The sequence below is a fragment of the Streptomyces anulatus genome (assembly GCF_000721175.1).
Taxonomy (GTDB): Bacteria; Actinomycetota; Actinomycetes; order Streptomycetales; family Streptomycetaceae; genus Streptomyces; species Streptomyces anulatus_C.
This window is the reverse complement of sequence record NZ_JOEZ01000020.1, coordinates 33102-51830: the sequence shown is the minus strand read 5'-3', so window position 1 is coordinate 51830 and position 18729 is coordinate 33102. Positions and strand designations below refer to the sequence as shown.

Annotated in this window: 20 protein-coding genes; all 20 read left to right on the top strand. The window is 70.2% G+C overall.

Annotated features, from left to right (window positions below; all coding sequences use genetic code 11):
- The first annotated feature begins 111 nt into the window (after positions 1 to 111).
- The 20 genes from IG90_RS0123495 to IG90_RS42320 all read left to right on the top strand — a co-directional run bounded on the left by IG90_RS0123495 (position 112) and on the right by IG90_RS42320 (position 18716).
- On the top strand, positions 112 to 1539 hold the full coding sequence (locus IG90_RS0123495) for an ATP-binding protein (protein ID WP_051860232.1): 1428 nt from the start codon (positions 112 to 114) through the stop codon (positions 1537 to 1539).
- Positions 1540 to 1541: 2 nt separating this feature from the next.
- Positions 1542 to 1985 carry a roadblock/LC7 domain-containing protein gene (locus tag IG90_RS0123490; protein ID WP_030587903.1) on the top strand — a complete coding sequence of 148 codons (444 nt, stop codon included), beginning with the start codon at positions 1542 to 1544 and terminating at the stop codon, positions 1983 to 1985.
- Positions 1982 to 2341 (top strand): DUF742 domain-containing protein, encoded by a 360-nt coding sequence (locus IG90_RS0123485; RefSeq protein WP_007490650.1) that lies wholly within the window; start codon positions 1982 to 1984, stop codon positions 2339 to 2341. Before IG90_RS0123490 ends, IG90_RS0123485 begins: the two co-directional genes overlap by 4 nt.
- Complete coding sequence (locus tag IG90_RS0123480) at positions 2322 to 2921, top strand: GTP-binding protein (RefSeq protein ID WP_030587898.1); 600 nt, start codon at positions 2322 to 2324, stop codon at positions 2919 to 2921. The genes IG90_RS0123485 and IG90_RS0123480 overlap by 20 nt, the downstream gene beginning before the upstream one ends.
- Positions 2918 to 4147: a cytochrome P450 family protein gene (locus IG90_RS0123475; protein ID WP_033894585.1), complete on the top strand. Its 1230-nt coding sequence runs from the start codon at positions 2918 to 2920 to the stop codon at positions 4145 to 4147. The genes IG90_RS0123480 and IG90_RS0123475 overlap by 4 nt, the downstream gene beginning before the upstream one ends.
- Positions 4144 to 5385 (top strand): cytochrome P450 family protein, encoded by a 1242-nt coding sequence (locus tag IG90_RS0123470; RefSeq protein ID WP_030587893.1) that lies wholly within the window; start codon positions 4144 to 4146, stop codon positions 5383 to 5385. The genes IG90_RS0123475 and IG90_RS0123470 overlap by 4 nt, the downstream gene beginning before the upstream one ends.
- A gap of 18 nt (positions 5386 to 5403) precedes the next feature.
- Positions 5404 to 5853, top strand: coding sequence for a hypothetical protein (locus IG90_RS39675; RefSeq protein ID WP_051860231.1), 450 nt, complete (start codon positions 5404 to 5406; stop codon positions 5851 to 5853).
- A 19-nt stretch (positions 5854 to 5872) separates the two neighbouring features.
- The gene (locus tag IG90_RS46080) at positions 5873 to 6064 is read left to right on the top strand and encodes a DUF5999 family protein (RefSeq protein ID WP_078585393.1); all 192 of its coding nucleotides are present in this window, start codon (positions 5873 to 5875) and stop codon (positions 6062 to 6064) included.
- On the top strand, positions 6061 to 6936 hold the full coding sequence (locus IG90_RS0123460) for a DUF5753 domain-containing protein (RefSeq protein WP_139063503.1): 876 nt from the start codon (positions 6061 to 6063) through the stop codon (positions 6934 to 6936). The genes IG90_RS46080 and IG90_RS0123460 overlap by 4 nt, the downstream gene beginning before the upstream one ends.
- Before the next feature lie 113 nt (positions 6937 to 7049).
- Positions 7050 to 7484, top strand: a complete 435-nt coding sequence (locus IG90_RS0123455; protein WP_157846344.1) for a hypothetical protein — start codon at positions 7050 to 7052, stop codon at positions 7482 to 7484.
- A gap of 112 nt (positions 7485 to 7596) precedes the next feature.
- Positions 7597 to 8598: a hypothetical protein gene (locus IG90_RS0123450; RefSeq protein ID WP_030587881.1), complete on the top strand. Its 1002-nt coding sequence runs from the start codon at positions 7597 to 7599 to the stop codon at positions 8596 to 8598.
- 84 nt (positions 8599 to 8682) lie between these two features.
- Positions 8683 to 8904 carry a helix-turn-helix domain-containing protein gene (locus IG90_RS0123445; RefSeq protein WP_030587878.1) on the top strand — a complete coding sequence of 74 codons (222 nt, stop codon included), beginning with the start codon at positions 8683 to 8685 and terminating at the stop codon, positions 8902 to 8904.
- A gap of 39 nt (positions 8905 to 8943) precedes the next feature.
- Positions 8944 to 9840 carry an endonuclease/exonuclease/phosphatase family protein gene (locus tag IG90_RS0123440; RefSeq protein ID WP_030587875.1) on the top strand — a complete coding sequence of 299 codons (897 nt, stop codon included), beginning with the start codon at positions 8944 to 8946 and terminating at the stop codon, positions 9838 to 9840.
- Between the two features lie 343 nt (positions 9841 to 10183).
- Positions 10184 to 11074 (top strand): aminoglycoside phosphotransferase family protein, encoded by an 891-nt coding sequence (locus IG90_RS0123435; protein ID WP_051860230.1) that lies wholly within the window; start codon positions 10184 to 10186, stop codon positions 11072 to 11074.
- 297 nt (positions 11075 to 11371) lie between these two features.
- Positions 11372 to 13369 carry an ATP-binding cassette domain-containing protein gene (locus tag IG90_RS0123430; protein WP_030587867.1) on the top strand — a complete coding sequence of 666 codons (1998 nt, stop codon included), beginning with the start codon at positions 11372 to 11374 and terminating at the stop codon, positions 13367 to 13369.
- 133 nt (positions 13370 to 13502) lie between these two features.
- The gene (locus IG90_RS0123425) at positions 13503 to 14060 is read left to right on the top strand and encodes an NUDIX hydrolase (RefSeq protein ID WP_030587864.1); all 558 of its coding nucleotides are present in this window, start codon (positions 13503 to 13505) and stop codon (positions 14058 to 14060) included.
- Between the two features lie 84 nt (positions 14061 to 14144).
- Positions 14145 to 15344: a methyltransferase domain-containing protein gene (locus IG90_RS0123420; RefSeq protein ID WP_245170721.1), complete on the top strand. Its 1200-nt coding sequence runs from the start codon at positions 14145 to 14147 to the stop codon at positions 15342 to 15344.
- Positions 15341 to 16201, top strand: a complete 861-nt coding sequence (locus IG90_RS0123415) for a class I SAM-dependent methyltransferase (RefSeq protein ID WP_030587859.1) — start codon at positions 15341 to 15343, stop codon at positions 16199 to 16201. The genes IG90_RS0123420 and IG90_RS0123415 overlap by 4 nt, the downstream gene beginning before the upstream one ends.
- Positions 16198 to 17643 (top strand): phosphotransferase, encoded by a 1446-nt coding sequence (locus IG90_RS0123410; RefSeq protein ID WP_030587855.1) that lies wholly within the window; start codon positions 16198 to 16200, stop codon positions 17641 to 17643. Before IG90_RS0123415 ends, IG90_RS0123410 begins: the two co-directional genes overlap by 4 nt.
- The gene (locus IG90_RS42320; protein WP_030587852.1) at positions 17640 to 18716 is read left to right on the top strand and encodes a bifunctional GNAT family N-acetyltransferase/NUDIX hydrolase; all 1077 of its coding nucleotides are present in this window, start codon (positions 17640 to 17642) and stop codon (positions 18714 to 18716) included. Before IG90_RS0123410 ends, IG90_RS42320 begins: the two co-directional genes overlap by 4 nt.
- Positions 18717 to 18729: the final 13 nt, after the last annotated feature.

The following is an 18729-nucleotide window of genomic DNA, read 5'->3' as shown; positions in this document are numbered from 1 at the left end:
GCCGCAGCGCTCGGTGAGGCCCGTCCCGGCGGCCTTCCTCCCGCACGGTGCCCGCCAGCCGTGCCACCGCGGCTTCTGCACCCGCCATGCCCCCGCACCTGAAGGACTGTCATGAATCTCTTCCCGCACGTTGTGGCCGAGATAGCGCTGGGTGGTGGACTCACCGCTGTCTCCGGCGCGCTCGTCCTCCAGACCCGCGGTAAGCGTCAGGCAATCCGGGACCGCCTGGCTGCGGAGGAGCGCGCCACCAAGGCCGACGCGGCGACGGACCAGAAAGTGGGCGAGGTCCGACGGCAGGCGGCCGCCGAGCAAGAGGCGCTGCAGGAGCAGCTCACCACGAACTGGAGCTGGTACGAGGCCCTCCGTGAAGAGTTCCACCACCTGGTGGAGCAGCGTTTGCCGGCGGTGGTCGATGCGGAGGCCCGGCGACACCCGGGTGTCTTGGTCCCCGGCCTGGCCAGCGAGATGTTGTCCGGTACCGAGTTCGACAAGCTCCACCAGGCGGTCGTGGAGATGGTGCGCGAGGCCGTGGCCGTGACCCATGAGGGCATCGGCCGCTCGGCCCGGGCCGGCGTCCGCGGAACCGCGGACGAAGTCCAGACCTTCCTGACCAAGCTGCAGATGAAGATCGATGAGGAGCTGGGCAAGCACTCGCAAGCCAGCACCTACCACCAGAGCCTGATCGAGATCGACCACTTCGCTACGCGAGCCCTGCACATGGTCCAGCGCCTGCGGATTCTCGCCGGTTCATGGCCCGGCACTCAGCGAGCGAACGCCACCTTCCGCGAGATCATCGAGAGCGCGCGCGGACGCATCGGCCCGTACGACCGGGTGAACTACACCTACCTGCCCGACGTCGGCGAGCAGTATGTCGAGGGCCGGGTCGTCGAGCCCATCGCTGTCGCCCTCGCCGAGCTGATGATCAACGCGACCACCTACTCCAGCGACGAGGTGACGGTCTACGTCCAGCGGGTCCAGGCCGGCTATCGCATCGTCGTGGAGGACACGGGCCTGGGCATGAACCCGTACCAACTCGCCCACGCCGAACGGCTTCTGTCCCACAAGGTTCTGCTGGACGCGGCGGGCCTCGAGGACGAGCGCAAGCTCGGGTTCGCCGTCATCGGGCGTCTCTCCTACGACTACAAGTTCCGCGTCGACGTGGGTGCCCCCTCAGCGAGCGGTGGGGTCAAGGCCGCACTCCTGGTCCCCAGCGCCCTGATGGGCGAGCCCCCGAGGACGGCAGAGCCCGAACAGGCACCGGTCGCGCCCAGCGCACCCCTTGCAGCGCTCGCGGCCCCAGCACCCGGACCTTCCGCGTCTGCGCCGGCGGAGGCCACGGCGCGCCCGGCGTCGCGAACCACAGTCTCGGGCCTGCCCAAACGCACGCCACAACACCTGATGCCCGCGCCTCAAGGGCCCACCCAAGAGGCGCTGACCGATTCCGCCGACCCTGATGCCCTGACCGCGGGCTTCGACAGCCTGCACCAGGCCTTCCGCACGGGCTATGAGGCCACCGATACCGAACCCGAAGGACTGTGACAGTGACCACCGCCGATCAGCACACCGCCGACTCCACCGACATGACCTGGGCCCTGAACCGACTGTGCGGGGAGCCGGGCGTCATGCACGCAGTCCTGTTCTCCAGCGACGGACTGGTGATCGCCAAGTCGGACGACCTGACACGCGACGACGCGGAGCGCACGGCAGCCGCCCTCTCCGGCGTCAAGTCTCTGCAGGCCGACCTCGGCGCGTTCTGTGGATACCCCGACCAGAGCAAGAGCTCCTTGGTCATGCGGCACGTCGTCAGCGATCTGAAGGACGCCACCGTGCTGCTGTTCGCGGCGGGCGAGCGCACCGGAGTCGGTGTCTCCGTGCGAGGCGACGCGCTCAGCAAGGAGGCCTCACTCGCCATCACGGCCACGCTGAAGATGATCCAGGGCTTGCGCCCGGTGCTCGGCGCCCGCGAGCGGAGCAGCACCGTATGACCGCGCACGGGCGCCAGCGGCGCGGAATGGTGCGGTCCTACACCGCCACGGGCGGCCGCGCCACACCCTCGCGCACCACGCTGGACGAGGCCACCCTGCTGATCGCCGACCCCAATGTGCCACTGGCCGGCCTGGGTGCACAGGCGTACCGGGTGATGGACCTGTGCCTTCCCGGCGTCCTGGCCGTGTCCGAGGTCGCCGTCCACCTCGAACTGCCCGGGGCTGTCACCAAGGTCGTCGTCTCCGGTCTCGTCGACAGCGGTCACCTGGTCGCCCGTGCACCGTTCGTTCCCGCTGCGGAGCAGCACGATGAGGACTTCCTGAGAAGGGTTTTGGATGGACTACAGAAGCTCTGACCGCTATGTGTCGGCCGGGGCCCGCTCAGTCAAGGTGGTCGTCCTCGGTCCGTTCGCGGTGGGCAAGACCACCCTGGTCGGTGCGGTCTCGGAAATCCGCCCCATGCGCACCGAAGAGCAGATGACCAAGGCCGGGGAACTCATTGACGACCTCGGCGGCATGAAGGACAAGACCACCACCACTGTCGCGATGGACTTCGGGCGCGTCACGCTGGCTGAGGACATCGTGCTCTACCTCTTCGGTGCCCCAGGCCAGCCGCGCTTCCACCGTATGGTCCGCTCCCTGCTCGACGGCGCTCTGGGCGGCCTCGTCCTCGTCGACACCCGCCGCATCGAGGAGAGCTTCGACGCGATCGACCTGCTGGAGTCCGCCGGCCTGCCGTACACCGTCGCGATCAACCACTTCGCAGAGGAAGGCGCGCCCCGCTACAGCGACGCCGAGATCCGCGACTCCCTGACCATGGCCGACGACCGCCCGCTGGTGTGGCTGGACGCCCGCTTCCGCCACTCGGCGAAAGAAGGCCTGATCGCCCTGGTCACCGACATCCTCACCCACCCCCGCCTGGAGCCCGCCCAATGACTGCTTCCCCGCGCCCGCCTCGCCTGTTCGGCGACGGCTTCGCACTGCGGCCCCAGGACGCTTACGCCGAACTGCGGGCCGCCGGGCCCGTCGGCTGGGCCGAGATCGCGGAGAACGTGTACGCCCTGGTCGTCACCAGCCACCGGGCCGCGATCACCCTGCTCAACGACACGGCCACCTACAGCAAGGACAACCGCCGCTGGGCCGCGCTCAACAACGGCCGGGTCCCGCCGGACAGCCCGGTCCTGGCCCTCATGGCCTTCCGCCCCAGCCTGTTGTACGCCGACGGGCAGCGCCATGAGCGGCTGCGCATCGCCCTGGAGGAGTGCCTGGCCCGCGTCGACGTCCACATGCTGCGCGAGACCACCCAGGCCCACGCCAACTGGCTCATCGACCGGATCGCCCCCCGCGGGCACGCCGACCTGATGGTCGACTTCGCCGACACCCTGCCGCTGCTGATCTTCGCCGACATCCTCGGCTGCCCGACCCAGCTGGCCGGGCGGATGGTCACCGCATGCCAGGGCATCATCAGCGCCGGTGCTGCGGCCGCGCAGGCGGCGGAGGACTTCGCGCGGATCCTCTTCGAGCTCATCCAGACGAAGAAGCAGCGGCCCGGTGCCGACTTCACGTCCTGGATGCTCGCCCATCCCGCCCGCCTCACCGATGAGGAGATGGTCCACCAGCTCTTCTGCTTCGTCGGCGCCGGCACCATCCCCACTGCGGCGTGGATCGCCTCCGGCCTGGGCCTGCTCCTGGAGGACGACACCTACGCCGGCGACCTCGCCGGCGGCACCGTCACCGTCCGACGCGCCATGGAGAAGGTGCTGTGGACCCGCAGCCCGATGGCAAACTTCAGCGCCCACTTCGCCCGTCACGCCACCATGCTGCACGGCGTCGCCATCCCCGAAGGCGAGCCGGTCCTCATCAGTCACGCGGCCACCGGCACCGACCCCGCGCTGCCGCCCGGCCTCGGCTACGACAACCGCTCGCACCTGGCCTGGTCGGCCGGCCCGCACCGCTGCCCGGCCGACGGCCAGGCCAGCGTCATCGCCCAGACCGCCATCGAGACGATCCTGGACCGCCTCTGGGACCTCGACCTCACCGACCCCGACGTCCCCAACCGGCCGGGCCCGTTCCACCAGTGCCCCGTCTCGCTGAACGTCAGCTTCCGCAAGCAGCCCGCCGATGTCCTCACCGCCACCACATCCGCAGGAGGTACCGCGTGACCAGCTCGCCGATCACCCTCGACACCACCGGACGACACCTGTACGCGCAGGCCGACCAGCTGCGCGCCCAGGGCCCCGCAGTCCGCGTCACCATGCCCAGCAACCTGACCGCCTGGTCCGTCACCCGCGGCGACATCGCACGGACGCTGCTCGTGGACCCGCGGGTCTCCAAGGACGCCCGCAAGAGCTGGCCCGGCTACCGGCCCTTCGCCATACCGTGGCTGGCCGCCTGGGTCGACGTCGTCAGCATGTTCACCAGCGACGGCGCCGACCACAAGCGCCTGAAGGACCTCGTGGGCCGTGCGTTCACCGCCCGCCGGATCGAGGCGATGCGTCCCGCGGTAGAGGCGATCGTCACCAGCCTCCTGGACGCCATGGAGGCCCTGGAGCCGGACCAGCCCGTCAACCTGCGGGCCGTCTTCTCCTACCCGGTTCCCACCCGGGTGATCTGCGACCTCTTCGGCGTGCCGGACGAGCAGCGGCCCGAGATGTTGCGGGTCATCGACGCCGTGCTGGACACCAGCGCCTCCGACGAGACGGCCGCCCAGATCCGCGACGACATGTTCGCCGCGATGCGCACTCTGATCGCCACCAAGCGGGCCACCCCGGGCGACGACATGACCAGCATCCTGCTGGCCACCCACGAAACCCATGGCGACCGGCTCAGCGAGGACGAACTCGTCAGCACCCTCATCCTCATGATCGGGGCGGGCTCGGAGACCGCCGTCTCCCTGATCAACCACGCGGTCGTCGAACTGCTCGCCCACCCCGACCAGCTCGCCGCCGCGATCGCCGACCCCACACGCTGGGACGACGTCACCGAGGAGACGCTGCGCAAACACCCCCCGATCATGCACCTGCCGCTGCGCTACGCCACGGCCGACATCGACCTCGGCGAGGGCGTCACGATCCGCCAGGGCGACCTCATCCTGATCGGCTTCGGCGCGCACGGACGCGACCCGAAGACCAACCCCCAGCCCGATCACTTCGACATCGACCGCGACGATCGGCAGCACCTCGCCTTCGGCCACGGCATCCACTTCTGCCTCGGCGCGCCCCTCGCCCGGCTCGAAGCCCGCGTCGCCCTGCCGGCGCTCTTTGCCCGCTTCCCCCGCCTGCGGCTCGCCACCGACGAGGACGGCCTGCTCCCCCAGCCGTCGTTCATCGGCAACGACTACCGCGAACTGCCCGTCGTCCTCACCACCGCCCAAGCCGGCAACACCGGCGCGGCGGCCTGATGTAAAGGGGGCACGAGGATGTTCGACAACGCGTGGGGCTGGGCCGACAGCACACTGGAGCCAGCGTGGGTGCCCCAGGTCCAAACCCTCGGATTGCCGTGCGGGCAGTACTTCGACGCGGTGCGGGCCGGCGCGGACAGCGCCGCGAGCGCCCACGAGATCCTTGGCCCCCACTCCGGCCCGGTCCTCGCCAACAGCGACACGCGGACCTGGTTCTTCCTCCTGGAGCCCGGCGCTGTGGCGCCCGGCTCCTGGGAGGTTCGCGGGAGCCGCCTGCTGCGCCCCGGCACGATCATCTCGGTCCCGCCGGCCTTCATCACCACCGGCCGCGATGTCCGCTGGGTCGTCCTGCCCGGCCGCGGCACGACCCGACCGGACGACCTCCGTGCCGCCCTCGACGGCCGCACACCTCCGCCACCCGCTCCCCATCGACGGGATCGGCGCACCACCAGCCTGCCTATCCGATAGACGACAAGGACGTCGACAGATGTGCCTGCACCAGCCGCCCTGCCCTGCGGCCAACACCCCCGAACGCGACACGGCCCACATCGTGGCCTCCCATCCGGAACAGGGCTGGAGCCTGTTGTGCAACGGCATTGTTCGTTTCGAAGACACTGGCGAACTTCTGCCTGACGGACGGACCGTCGCGCCATGCCGCACCGCCGGGGCCGCGGCGTGAGCACGCCCGAGGATCTCGCGCCGGCCGGGGCACTGGTCACGGGGACCTACCTGCGCACGCTGCGCCAGGAGCAAGGCCTGCCGCTGAGCCGCACCGCCGACATTCTCAGCGAGCCCTGTGCGACCGCGCGCGAGATCGAGACCGGGAATCTGTGTCCGGACGAGGTGATGGTCGATGCGCTGCTGAAGGCCTACGGCGTCACCGCACCCCATCATGCTCAGGTCCTGATGCGGCTCCTCGACGACGCAGCCCGGGGGCAGGAAGTCACCTACGATGGAGGGCCGGGGTGGCTGTCGCGGCTGAGCGCCTGTGAACGTGCCGCCCACGCGCTCGTCACTTACAGCGCCTGGTTCATCCCCGGCTTCCTCCAGATTCCGGCCTACGCCGCCGTGTGGCGCTCCGTCCAGCACGGCGGACACCCGCCGAGCAGGGCGGAAGCCGCGGCCCGCCGCCTTCCGGCCCACTGCGGCAAGACCATGACCGTCCTGCTGGACGAGTCCGTCCTGATGCGTGCCATCGGCGGCCCCGTCCTCATGCGCAACCAGCTCACTCACGTCCTCGAGGCCGCCACAGACGGCTCCATTCGCATGCTCATCGTCCCGTTGGCCGCGCCCCTCGTTCTTCCCCTCGGCACCCTGAGCGAGCTCTTCCTGACCCGGCAGCGCCTTTACGTGCAGGAGGTCCAAGGCGCGATCTACTCCACCGGGCACAACCACGGCGCAGCACGGCATCGGTTCTTGGAGGCCGCGTTGAACAACGCCCTCAGCCCCAAAGCCAGCCTCGCCCGCCTGCGCGAAGCCCGGGACGCCTTCGCTGCTGCGGCCGCAGCGGTGCGCATCCCCGTGGCTGCGCGGAAGGAGGTGGCACGGTGAGGGCAGAGCCGACGTTTCTCACTGAGCCACCGGGGTGCGCCCTGCCCGCCCCGGGGTACTCCGCGCAGCGTCTTCAGACGCTCTTGGCTCCCTCTCCTCCGTACCGGTTGACCGTGCAGCAGGTGCTCGATGCGCTGGACTTGCTTGCCACGGCCACCAGTGCCGGCGGCTCCATCACCTGCGTGATCGGGGTGCCCGGTCCCTCGGGCGCGCTGACCCCGGCGGAAACCCTGGCCGCCCATCATCGGGTCCCGTTCCATCCGGTTGGCGAAATGCCGGACCAGAGCTGGGCCGACCGGATCCTGGTGGTCTGCGACAGCGACCGCTCTCCCGAATTGCGGCGCGCTGTCGACGAGTTGGAGAGAGGACTCGCCCAAGGCGGACGCGTCGAGACAGCCGTTCTGGTATCCCACCGTGCCTGTGAACCCAGGCCGGACTGGTCGGTCTGGAAGACAAGCGCCGCCGTCCTCTTTCCCTGGGACCCGAGTCATCCGGGCTCGGCGGCCACGCGGCACCTCCCCGACCCGCAGGAGGTACACCGCTCATGACCGTGCACACCTTGCATCCATCTCACGAGGCGGCCACGCGCCGCGCCCGCCGGCAGGCCTACCAGGCCATGGCGAGCCGGGGCCGTGCGCCGCATGCAGCGAAAGGGCTTCGATGACGACATCGCACGCTGACGAACTGCGTCTGATGCTGGTCAACCTCGAGCACGACGGCGGGCCGGAACCCTCCCCTGGTGTGTTACCGGAACGGTGGCGCCAGGCGTACGAGGGAATCCTCGCGCCCAGGAGGCCGGACTGGCTGGCGGTCACCGAGCTGACGTACTCCCAGACCGGGCCCCGCTCGAGCACCGAGGACATCGCCGCCGCGACCCGGCGGTGGGACGCCGCCCAACGCACCCTGGGCATGCGGGGCTTCCGTGCACCGCTGGGGCAGGGCCGCAACCCGACCGGTCTGCTCGTCCGGGAGAGCACGTTCACCATCCACGCCGACTACGAGCACCGCTTCATCTGGCGCACTCCGCCCACCAACGTGGTCATCGGCCTGCCGGACGTGCCCGAGACACCGATCGTCACCGCCTCCTTCCACGGCTCGTTCTGCTCCCCCCAGGGCCGGGAGCGGGAGTATGAGGAACTGACAGCCCTCGTCGACAAGGTCAAAGCCCAGCACGGCCGCGACCCGGACCGCTCCCGGGCCGGATGCTGGCTGTTCGGTGACACCAACGAGTACCCGGTGCCGACCGGCGAGGTCGTACCCGAGATCGACTGGGCCTCACCGGACATCACCGACCTCGTGCACCGGCGGCACCGAGCCCGCAGGCAGCCCGACGGGACGTGGAAGAGCTGTACGTTCCTGGACGAGTTGATGACGGACTGCGGCATGCACGACCCCGCTCGCTTCGCCGCCCGCCGCAACGACAAGCCGGAGGCCCTGAACGCGACCGCCGGGCACCGTGCCATCGGCCAGGGCGGCGGTCGGCGCATCGACCGTGGCTATATGGACGCCTGGACCGTGCAGGCCGTCGAGGACGTCAACGTGATCGACATGACCGGCGTCAGCGACCACCACGCCCTGGAGGTGGTCCTCTCCCGGCCGGCGCTCGTCGAAGCACTGCGCCGGACCTTCGAGCCCCTGGCCGCAGGGGAGCTCGTCGCCTGAGTCTCGGGAAAGCTCTCCTGGGCCCGGCCTGCCATGCAGAATCCCGCAGCCTCCGTCCCTATGCCACCGAAAGGCCAACCCACCATGGCGCTCACGCCACTCGCTCCCAAGACACGCCTTGTCGGAGAAGCCCGCGTGGAATACGCGGCTGAACTCGCCAAGCACTACAACAACAACGCCAGCATCCGCACCCTCATGGCCGCCTCCGGCCGCTCCTACGGGTTCGTCCACAAGCTCCTGGAGGAAGCCGGGGTGACCTTCCGCAGGCGCGGAGGCGTCCGCCGAACAAGGCTCTCCGAAAACTGATTCCTGCCCTGCCAAGCGAGACCTCAACAGAGGGGGACCATGAACGTCATCACTGTTCTGAGCTGGAATTTTGAGAACAACGGGAAGAAGGATCCGGCGCGACGCCGCGACGGTTATCAGACGCTCGCCAGCCTGGGCCCGGACCTGGTGTTTCGGCAGGAGATGTGGGATGCGGGGCAGGACGGCAAGCAGGTCATGTCCGAGGCCGAGAGCCTGCTCGGAATGCGGGGCTGGCTCGGAGCCTCCAGTTGTACGGCCGTCTTCGCGAGCACCGAATTCACGCCCGTGCGTGAATGGTCCACCAGTTTTCCGTACGTGCTGCCGCCGACCGCACTGACCTTGCGGTACACCCCTGCCGGAGAGCGGGCACTCCCCCTTGTTGCGGTGTCCTATCACCTCAACTACGCCAGCACGGCCCATCGGCTTGCCGAGACAGAGTGGCTCAGCACATGGGCCGACAAGAAGTGGCAGATTCCCGACGGTCCTTCCGTCACCCTGCCCGCGCTCATGGGAGGTGACAACAACTCTTACCCGGTCCCGGGAATTCCCGGTGATCCGGTTCTGCCGGAACTGGAAGCAATCCGGGACCGGCCGCATCGCCTGCACCGGTCCTATGTCGGCGCGGACGGTGTCCGGCGGATGGATACGCGCCCGGACGAAGCGCTGCGCACCGCTGGTCTGCAGGACGTTGCCCGGCATCGTGCCCTGGCCGGGGATGCGGGCGCGGTGGCGCGGACAGTCAACGCCTGTGACACGCACGGGCCGGACTCGCGGATCGACCGGGTGTACGCCACGCCGGAGCTGCTGCCGGCCGTCGTGTCGGTCGATGTGATCGAGGTCCCCCTCGATCTGTCCGACCACCACATCGTGCGTGTGTGCCTGGACGCCGACGCGCTGATCGACGCCCTGAGAGCCCCCTTCGCCGCGGCGCACTGACGGCTCGGCAAGGACGGGGCACAAGGCGGCCTGCGGACGCCATCGCCGAATCGGATGACACGACCACCGCGAGGGTGATTGTTCGACGGCTGCGGCACAGGCCGCCCTTGCCCCGTCACGGCCAGACCACGCGAATCGAAGTCCAGTGCGACAGATCGCCCGGAATTGGCCGTGACGCCACACCGGAGGGGGTCGTTTCCCCCGGTGTTCCACTCATTCGTTCGACATGAAGGGGTGCGATGCAGTGCAGACCCGATCACCGGATGCGCAGCCAGGTATTCGAACGCGGCCGTTGCCCCGTCAACCCGGCTCCTCCGGCAGGCGTGCGCCTGGAGGCAGGCCGATGAGCGGAAACACGGTGATGCCGCCCGAGGTGGACCTCTGGGTGAAGCGCAAGGTGCCCGGTGTGGAGTTCATCGCCGACGCGCCCTGGCCGCGCCGGTCCAGCTCGCGGGTGTGGCGCGTGCACCTGCGGACACACTCCGTGTACGTCAAGGTGAGCCGGAACGCGCTCCGCTACCAGCGTGAGGTGTATGCCTACCGGCATGCTGCGGCAGCGCTCGGCGCGGGCCGGGCGCCGCGGCTGCTCGACACCGATCCCCGCTTGGGCGTGATCATGACGTCGGCGCTGCCGGGCTCCCGGGTTCTGGGGCTGAAACTGCGGACGGGGCAGGAGCGGACGGTGCATTCGCTCGCCGGCGGCCTGCTGCGGCGTTGGCACGAGCTGGAGCGCCCCCATCCCGCGGCCCGCGCCCGCGCGATCGCGGACGTCGACGAAAAGGTGGAGGCGGCGGCCGCCCATGTACCGAAGATCACTCATCTCCTGTCCGACCGGCACAGGAGCGGGATTGAGCGGGCCGGACAGGTACTGCGGCTACTCGCTCCCTACCTGCCGCTCGGATTTCGCCACGGTGACTTCCAGGCCAGGAACTGGCAGTGGGACGGGGCGGCGCGAGCCCTCGGGCTCTTCGACTTCGAGGAGTCCGGCAGCGGCATAGCGGTCGAGGACTTCGTGTGGCTGGCCGCCGACACATGGCCATCGCACCCTCATCTCCAGACCGCGTGCCAAGCGGGGTACGGCCGCGATTTCTCCGCTGACGAGGCCCGTGCCCTGGACGCCTACTCGGTGCTGGCCGCCCTCGACGACCTGCAGTGGGCGCACCGCAACAACGACGGTGCCGAGATCGCCCGGGCGGTGACCATCCTCGAGCGGGTGAGTGCCCGACTGCTCTGACCTGTCCGTTCGGCCCGTCGGCAGCAAGGAGCGCCCCCGCCCGTTCCGACGCCGCGCCCCGTACCGTCACCTGCTGGAGGCAGTCCTCACCATGCACGCCCCCGAATCTTCCGCTCCCGGCCTCGATACCCCCTCCCCTCGCCCCCGGCCGGTGCCCCGCTCCACGCGGCAGCACGCCGGGACGTGGCCGCTGGCCTTGAGAAGGAGATCGTGCGCAGCGCGCCCGCGGACGGCGCCCTGCACGTCGCTTCCGGTGCCAGCTGGCGCCGCGGCAGGCGAATCCGTCGGGAGGCGGCGATGAGTGAACAGACCGAGGTCGAAAACGGCGAGGCAGCGGCCGAGGTGCCGCGCCCGCGCGCCGAAGTCCTCCCACCACCGCCCGCCACGACGTCCAGCATCGTGCAGAACGGGGACGAGGAGGAGATGGTCGAGGCCTGGTGGCTGCTGCACCAGGGCGCGGCCGCCCGTGCCAGCGTGTGGCAGATCCTGGGCGAGCTGCCCCGCACCGTGCGGCAGGTCGGCGGCTTCGCCTGGCGGGCGAACCGGACGGCAACCGTCGCCCTGGTGTTGCTGCAGACCGCCTCGGCCGTCCTGTCCGCCTTCGGGCTCGTCGCCACGGTGGGGGTGGCGCAGCACATCTTCGCCGATGGCCCCACCCCTGACCGGGTGCGCGCGGCTGCACCACAACTGCTGCTCGTTGTCGTCCTGTTGTCCCTGCGCGCGGCGCTCGAGTACGGAGTCACGGTCGCGCAGGGGAAGCTAACTCCTCTGATCCGGGCCGCCCTGGAGCGCGACTTCTACCGCCTCACCTCACATGTGAAGCTCGAGGCGGTCGACAGTCCGACCTGGCAGGACGAGTGCTACCGAGCCCGCAACCAAGGGCTGCACTACGCACGGCAGATCGTCGGTCACGTCGTGACGCTCGCCGCTGCCGCGCTCGTACTCGTCGGCACCGCGAGCGTCCTTGCTGTCCTGCATCCGCTGCTGTTGCTCCTGCTGCCGCTGTCCGTCCTGCCCGTCGGCGCGGCCGCGGTGAAGTCGGCGAAGGCCCGGTTCCACAGCTTCCGCCGCTTCAACGAGATGTCCCGGCGCACCGACGTGTTCTCGTGGCTGATGCTGGACCGCGACACAGCAGCCGAATTGCGCTCCCACACCGCCCAGCGGGCACTGCTGGACGAGCACGCCCGGCTCACCGAGCAGATCACCGCCGAGGACATCCGGTTGAACCTCGCCGAGGCCCGCATGTCCCTGATCGGCAGGAGCGCCGGGGGAATCGGCACAGGCATCACCTACGTGGTTCTCGGCCTGATGCTGATCCACGGCTGGCTGCCGCTGGCCGCCGGCGCGGGCGCCGTCCTGGCACTGCAGAGTGCCCGCTCGTCCATGACCCGCGTTGTGGACGTCGCCCACCTGCTGTACGAGACCAGCCTGTGGGTGGGAGACCTGCTGGAACATCAGCAACGCTGCCGAAGCCTGCTGCCGCGCCGAACCGGCGTCGCGGCCCCCGACACCATCACGACCATCACCCTCGAGGACGTGCACTACACCTACCCCGGCAAGGACACACCCGCTCTCGCCGGGATCAGCCTGACTCTGCACGCCGGGCAGACGGTCGCCTTCGTCGGAGCCAACGGATCAGGAAAGAGCACCTGCTCGAAACTGCTGGCCGGCCTGTACGACCCCACGAACGGCGAGATCCGATGGGACGACGTGCCCACAACGCACTACGACACGGAATCCCTACAGGCCCAGGTCGCCTCGGTCCTGCAAGATCCGACCCGGTACCCCTTCTCCGCTCTGTCCAACATCACTGTCTCCAGAGGGACCCTGACCAGGGCGGAACCTCAGCGCGTCCTCGACGCCGTTGTCGCCTCCGGGGCCGATCAGGTCATCGCCGGCCTTCCGGGCACCTGGTCCGCCACGCTCTCCAAGCGCTTCCGCGGCGGCCAGGAGCTGTCAGCGGGCATGTGGGCGAAGGTCGCGGTGGGCCGCGGCGAATACAAGGATGCTCCGGTGCTGCTGCTGGACGAGCCCACGGCCAGCATGGACCCGCGCGCTGAACACGCCGTCTACCAGACGGTACTGCGCGGCAAGCGCCGCCCCGACCGGATCACCGTGCTCATCTCGCACCGGCTCGCGTCCGTCATCGACTGCGACCACATCTACGTCTTCGACAACGGCAAGATCATCGAGTCCGGCACACACCAGGAGCTGCTCAGCCTCAAGGGCGAGTACGCCGCGATGTTCGCCCTTCAGGCCGCCGGCTACCAGGCCACCGAGATCGCGGACACATGACGCCACCCTTTGCCCGTCCCCCCGGCGGACGGCTGACGAGCCCGATGACCGTCTCACCCGTGTCCAGGTGTCTACGGTCCGCCGACCTGGACAGAAGCCTCCCCCAGCCTCCCCGAGAAGGTAAGGAACCAGCGTGCCGCCCACCCGCACCCACGTCCGGACGGTCGTCGACACCGCGCCGGATGGGCATCCTCAGGAACGCGACGCTCCGTCCGCCACTGGTCGGCCGTGTGACGAGGCGCCCGAAGGGACCGAACTCCACATCATCGGAGTCCACCTCTACCTCCAGAACTCGCACGGACAGATCCTGCTGGGTCTGCGACACCCCGACTCCAAGTTCGGGGCGAACGAGTGGCACTTCCTGGCCGGGCACTGTGAGCGAGAGGCCGCGATCAGATGCCTGGTCAGAGAGGCGGAGGAAGAGGCGGGTCTGCTCGTCGATCCCGACAGCGTCGAGCTCGTACACGTAATCCACCACAGCGACTCGCCGACTGCGCGGCCGCGCATCGGACTCGTGTTCAGAGCCCACTCCTGGTCTGGCACCCCGAGGCTCCTGGAGCCTGACCGGTGCGTGGAGTGGCGGTGGTGGGACCCGACGGATCTTCCCGCCGCCGTGGTGCCGTACAGCCGAGTGGCGATCGAAGGGATTGTCGCCGGGCGTCTGTACTCGGAGACGGGATGGGGCGAGTAGGCGGTGAGCACCCTGGACACGAGCCCGGCACAGTCCGGCCCGGGCGTAAGGCAGGAGGCGCGGCCAGCCGATGGGGACGCGGCCGTGGACACAGCGGCCGCGCGGGCGAGGATGGTCACCCGGCTCGAAGCGGAAGGCGCGCTGGGCGCGGGGCCCGTGCGCGATGCGCTGCTGGTGCTTCCTCGTGAGCGACTGATGCCGCAGGCCTACGTGCGTCGCAACGCCCGGGAGGAAAGGCCGGGCCGTTGGGACCTGTTGGACTGGGCGGAGCCGCAAGACCGGCCCGAGCTGCTCGGGATTCTGTACGGCGGGGCCAGCGTGCTCGTCCAGCACAACGGGGAACGGCTGGTGGAACGAGTACGCGGCTCGCGGTCGGGCGCGTCGATCACGTCGGCGGCCACGCTGATGAGCCTGACCACCACGCTCTTGGAGGGACTGGATCTGCGCCCCGGTCAGCGGGTGCTGGACGTCGGCACGGGCGCGGGGGTGACGGCCGCAGTGGCCTGCCAGGTGTGCGGCGACCAGGGAGTGGTCACCCTCGACCGGGACCAGCACCTCGTCGAAGCGGCCACGCTGAGGCTTGGCGACCTCGGCTTCCGGCCCGAGGTGGTGTGTGGCGCTGGTGAACAGGGCGTGCCAGGGCGGAGGTTCGACAGGATTCTCATCTCGTACACGGTCGATCACGTACCGCCCGCCCTGGTCGCGCAGCTCGCGCCCGGGGGGCGGCTGCTTGCGCATGTGACCACGGCCTCCCCGTCGTGGCCCGCCCTTGCGATCGTCGAGCGCACCGCCGACGGGCAGATCCAAGGGGAGCTGCGGGCCGTGGAGTTTGCCCACCAGGCCGGCCGTGATCTGGAGAGGATCTGGCTCAGCGAGGAGTTCCGGCAGCGTATCGCCGCCGAGCCGGGCACCTGGACGCAGCGGAGCAAGCTGAGCCCGCCGGCCGACAGCGACCGGGGCCTGTGGCTTGCGGCCGACCACCTACTCGGCGGGCTGGTACGAGACTTCGGCGCCGACCACCTGGTGATCGGGGCGCCCGGCTGCGGATCCTGGCTGCGGGTCGAGCCGACCGGCGCGACGCGGTGGAACGTGACCATCCAAGGGCCGCGCGACATCTGGAAGGAAATCCAAGACCTCGCCGTTCGATGGCGGGCGGCAGGCTCGCCCGACCGCTACGGCCTCGTCATCGCCCCGGACGGCGGGCAGCGCGTCACGTCGCCGTGCGGCGGCTTGACCTGGCACCTGCCAGTCCCCCGCCCAGCTGCTCAAGGAGTTGCCTCGTGACCGGTCCCCACACGTCCTCTCCAGGCCGTACACCGGAGCAGCCAGCCCTGTTCGGGGCGGCGGCCACCGACTACGAGCGCTACCGGCCCGGTGTTCCAACGGCCGCGGCCGAACTGCTGGCCGGCGTACTGCAGGGCCGGCCGAACCCGGTCCTCCTGGACCTGGGCACAGGCACCGGGCAGGTGCCTCGAGCGCTCCTGTCCGCCGCACCCGGGTTGGCGCACATCGAGGCGGTCGACGTCAGCCAGCAGATGCTGGACCAGGCCCAGGACGCTCTCGCGCCGGTTCTCGGCCGCTGCACCCTCCGCCTCGTCCACGCCGCGGCCGACGCGTACGCACCGCTGCCCGGAGCCGAGGCGCACGCCCCGGACCTGATCACCTGCTGCCGGGCGTTCCACTGGATGGACCGTCCAGCGGTGCTGGCGATGGCGGACCAGGTGGCCGCACCGGACGCTGCCGTCGCGATCATGGGAGACGGCAGCCTGTGGACCTACGAGGCGGACTGGACCCGGGCTCTGCGCGAACTCATCCAGCACTACCTGGGCGCCGAGCGCCGGGCCGGCACCGATGCCGCCTACCGTGAGCCTGGCCGCTCGTACGAGGAGGACCTCGCCGCATCGGCGTGGAATGACGTCACCGAGCACCCCTACTCCGTGGACCGTGCCTGGGCGCCGAAGGACGTGATCGGCTACCTGCGCAGCACGTCCTTCGCGAGCCCGGAGCTCTTCGGTGAGCGGCACGCCGCCTTCGAGGACGAGGCCCGGACGCTGCTCGACTCCCACGCCTGCGGTGGGTCCCTCACGGAGCACGCCGTCTTCACGGTCCTCCTCGCCCGGCGCGGCGGAGGAGCGCGGTGAACCCGGGGCAGCGGCACACCGAACCGGTGGACGTTCATCTGATGCTGCTGCGCGAGGCAGCACAGGGGCTGGAGGTCTTGCTGTCGCGGCGGGCCGGGCAGGTGTATGCGGCCGGGCTGTGGCACCTGCCGTCCGGGCACCTGGACGGCCCGCACGAAGACGTCGTCGACGCTCTGGTGCGTGAGGCACGGGAGGAGACCGGCGTCGTCATCGCCCCGGCCAACGTACGGGGAGCCGTCGTCGTGCACCACCGCAGCCCAGGCGGCGCCTCGCGTACCGGCTACTTCTTCGAAGTCCGCAACTGGCTCGGGGAGCCGCACGTCGCCGAGCAGGACGTGTGCGACGCGATGATGTGGGCGCGGCTGGACGCACTGCCGCACGGGATGGTGGCGTACTGCCGTGCCGGCCTGGACGCCTACCGGGCCGGTGCCAGGATCGCCGTGCACTTCCAAATGTCCGGTGACGCCATCGCCTACGACCCCGGCGCTGACCGTCTGCGCCTGGTCCCGGACGCGACCGGCCCGGACCGCGGCACCCGTCCCGATGCTGCGCTCGAGGCCTTCGCGCAGCGCGCGGTGGGACGGATCAGTGAGTGGACCGACACCTCATGGACAAGGGAGAACAGCCGCGTCTGGCGTGTGCGGGGTGCCGCCGGCGGCACCTGGTACGTGAAAGCCCATCAGAACGACAAGTTCCATGACCGGGAGGTCCGGGCGCTGCGGACCTGGGCCGGATCTCTGGGTTCGGCCGCGCCCCGGCTGGTGGCCGCCGACGGGGAACTGCGGGCCGTCGTGATCACCGCGCTGCCCGGCCGGCCCCTGCACGGCAGGATCCTCGTCCCGGCTCGGGAGCGGGAGGTCTTCCGCCAGATTGGTGTGCTGGCGCGCCGTATCCATGAGGCCTCGCCTCCGCGGCCGGCTCCCGCAGGCAGCGGCCCGGCCGTCGCCAAGGCCGACCGGCACCTGGAAGCGGCGCGCCCTCATCTCGTCCCGGGTGATGAGGAGTTCGTTCGTGAGCTGGTCCGCCAGGCCGAGGACCTGGCGCCACTGGAGTGGGTGGAGACCCACGGCGACTTCCAGCTCCGCAACATCCTGCACGACGACGCCGACACCCCCCATGACTCCGAGGACTCCGAGGACAGCGTGGCCGTGATCGATCTGGAGCGAAGCGAACCGGGTCCCGCGGTGCGCGACCTGGTCCGTCTGTCCGACGCCTGGGCCAACCGGCCTGACCTGTATGAGGCGTTCATGGCCGGGTACGGCAGGCCCCTGACGGCTGCCGAGGAAGCCCGCCTGATCATCGACACGGCGCTCGATGCGGTGAGCGGCATCCAGTTCGGTGCCGCCCACGGCGATCCGGAGCTGGTCGAGCGGGGCCACCGGACGCTGGCCCGCCTGCGCGCCGAGCACGAAGCCAACTCGCCTGCGGGAGAACCTTCATGAGCCGCGACAATTCGCCCGCACTCACCATCGGGGTGCCGGGCGCCGTGCAGCAGGCGCCGGTCCGCGCGGCGGCGCCGGCCGATGCCGAGGGCATCGTGCGGATGCGCTCCGAGTACATCCTGTCCGAGCCATTGAGCGAGGAGTGGATCCGGCGGTGCACGGCCCAGCTGGCGCCGCGGCTGACCGCGGGCGGGGACGCGCGGGCGTTCGTCATCGACGCCCCGGATGGTTCGATGGCCGCCTGCGCCCTCGGCCTGATCCATCCCGTGCTCCCGGCGCCCGCCTATCCCAAGGGGCTGGCCTCGCGCGTGCACGCCGTCGCCACACGCCCGGGCTTCCGGCGCCGCGGCTACGCCCGGGCGGTGGTGACCGCGCTCCTCGAGCAGCTCCATGCCGAACACGTCACGCTGTTCGAGCTCCACGCCAGCGAGGAGGCCGCCCCGCTGTACCGCGACCTGGGGTTCGCCAGCAGTGTGGCGCTGATGCGGATGACGCGCCTGGAAGCGCCGGCCGCCAAGGACGAGCAGGCAGTCGGCCGCGGTCTGCCGGAGGGCGGTGAGGGTGGCGAGGGTTCCGGGTGGATGCCGCCCGAGGTCTATGCCGAGACGGTGCTGAAGGCGACCTGTTTCGCGTGCCTGTACTTCACCGACGAGGACGACCGGCCCCTGCAGTTGCATTCCGTCTACTCGCCCGTGCACCCGTGGCAGCTGGTGGGCGGCACGATGGATCCCGGGGAGAGGCCTTTTGGCACGGCGGTGCGTGAGTGCCGGGAGGAGACCGGGCTGACGGTGTCCGGTCCGCCGCGTCTGCTGGCGACGGTGTACGGGCTGCCTGGTGCCGAGTGGCCCTACAGCACGCTCGGCCTGGTCTTCGACGGCGGCCGCCTCACGTCGGAGCAGATCCGCGGCATCGCGCTGGATCCGCGTGAGCACGACGAGGCGCGCGTGCTTCCCCTGGCCGAGTGGGAGGCGCTGATGCCGCCTCGCGACTTCGCCCGGCTGAGCGCCGTGGCCGAGGCCCGCCCCACCGGTGTGGCCGCCTATTTCGACGCCTGGGACTGGGGGACGAAGTGAGCAGCATTGTGCT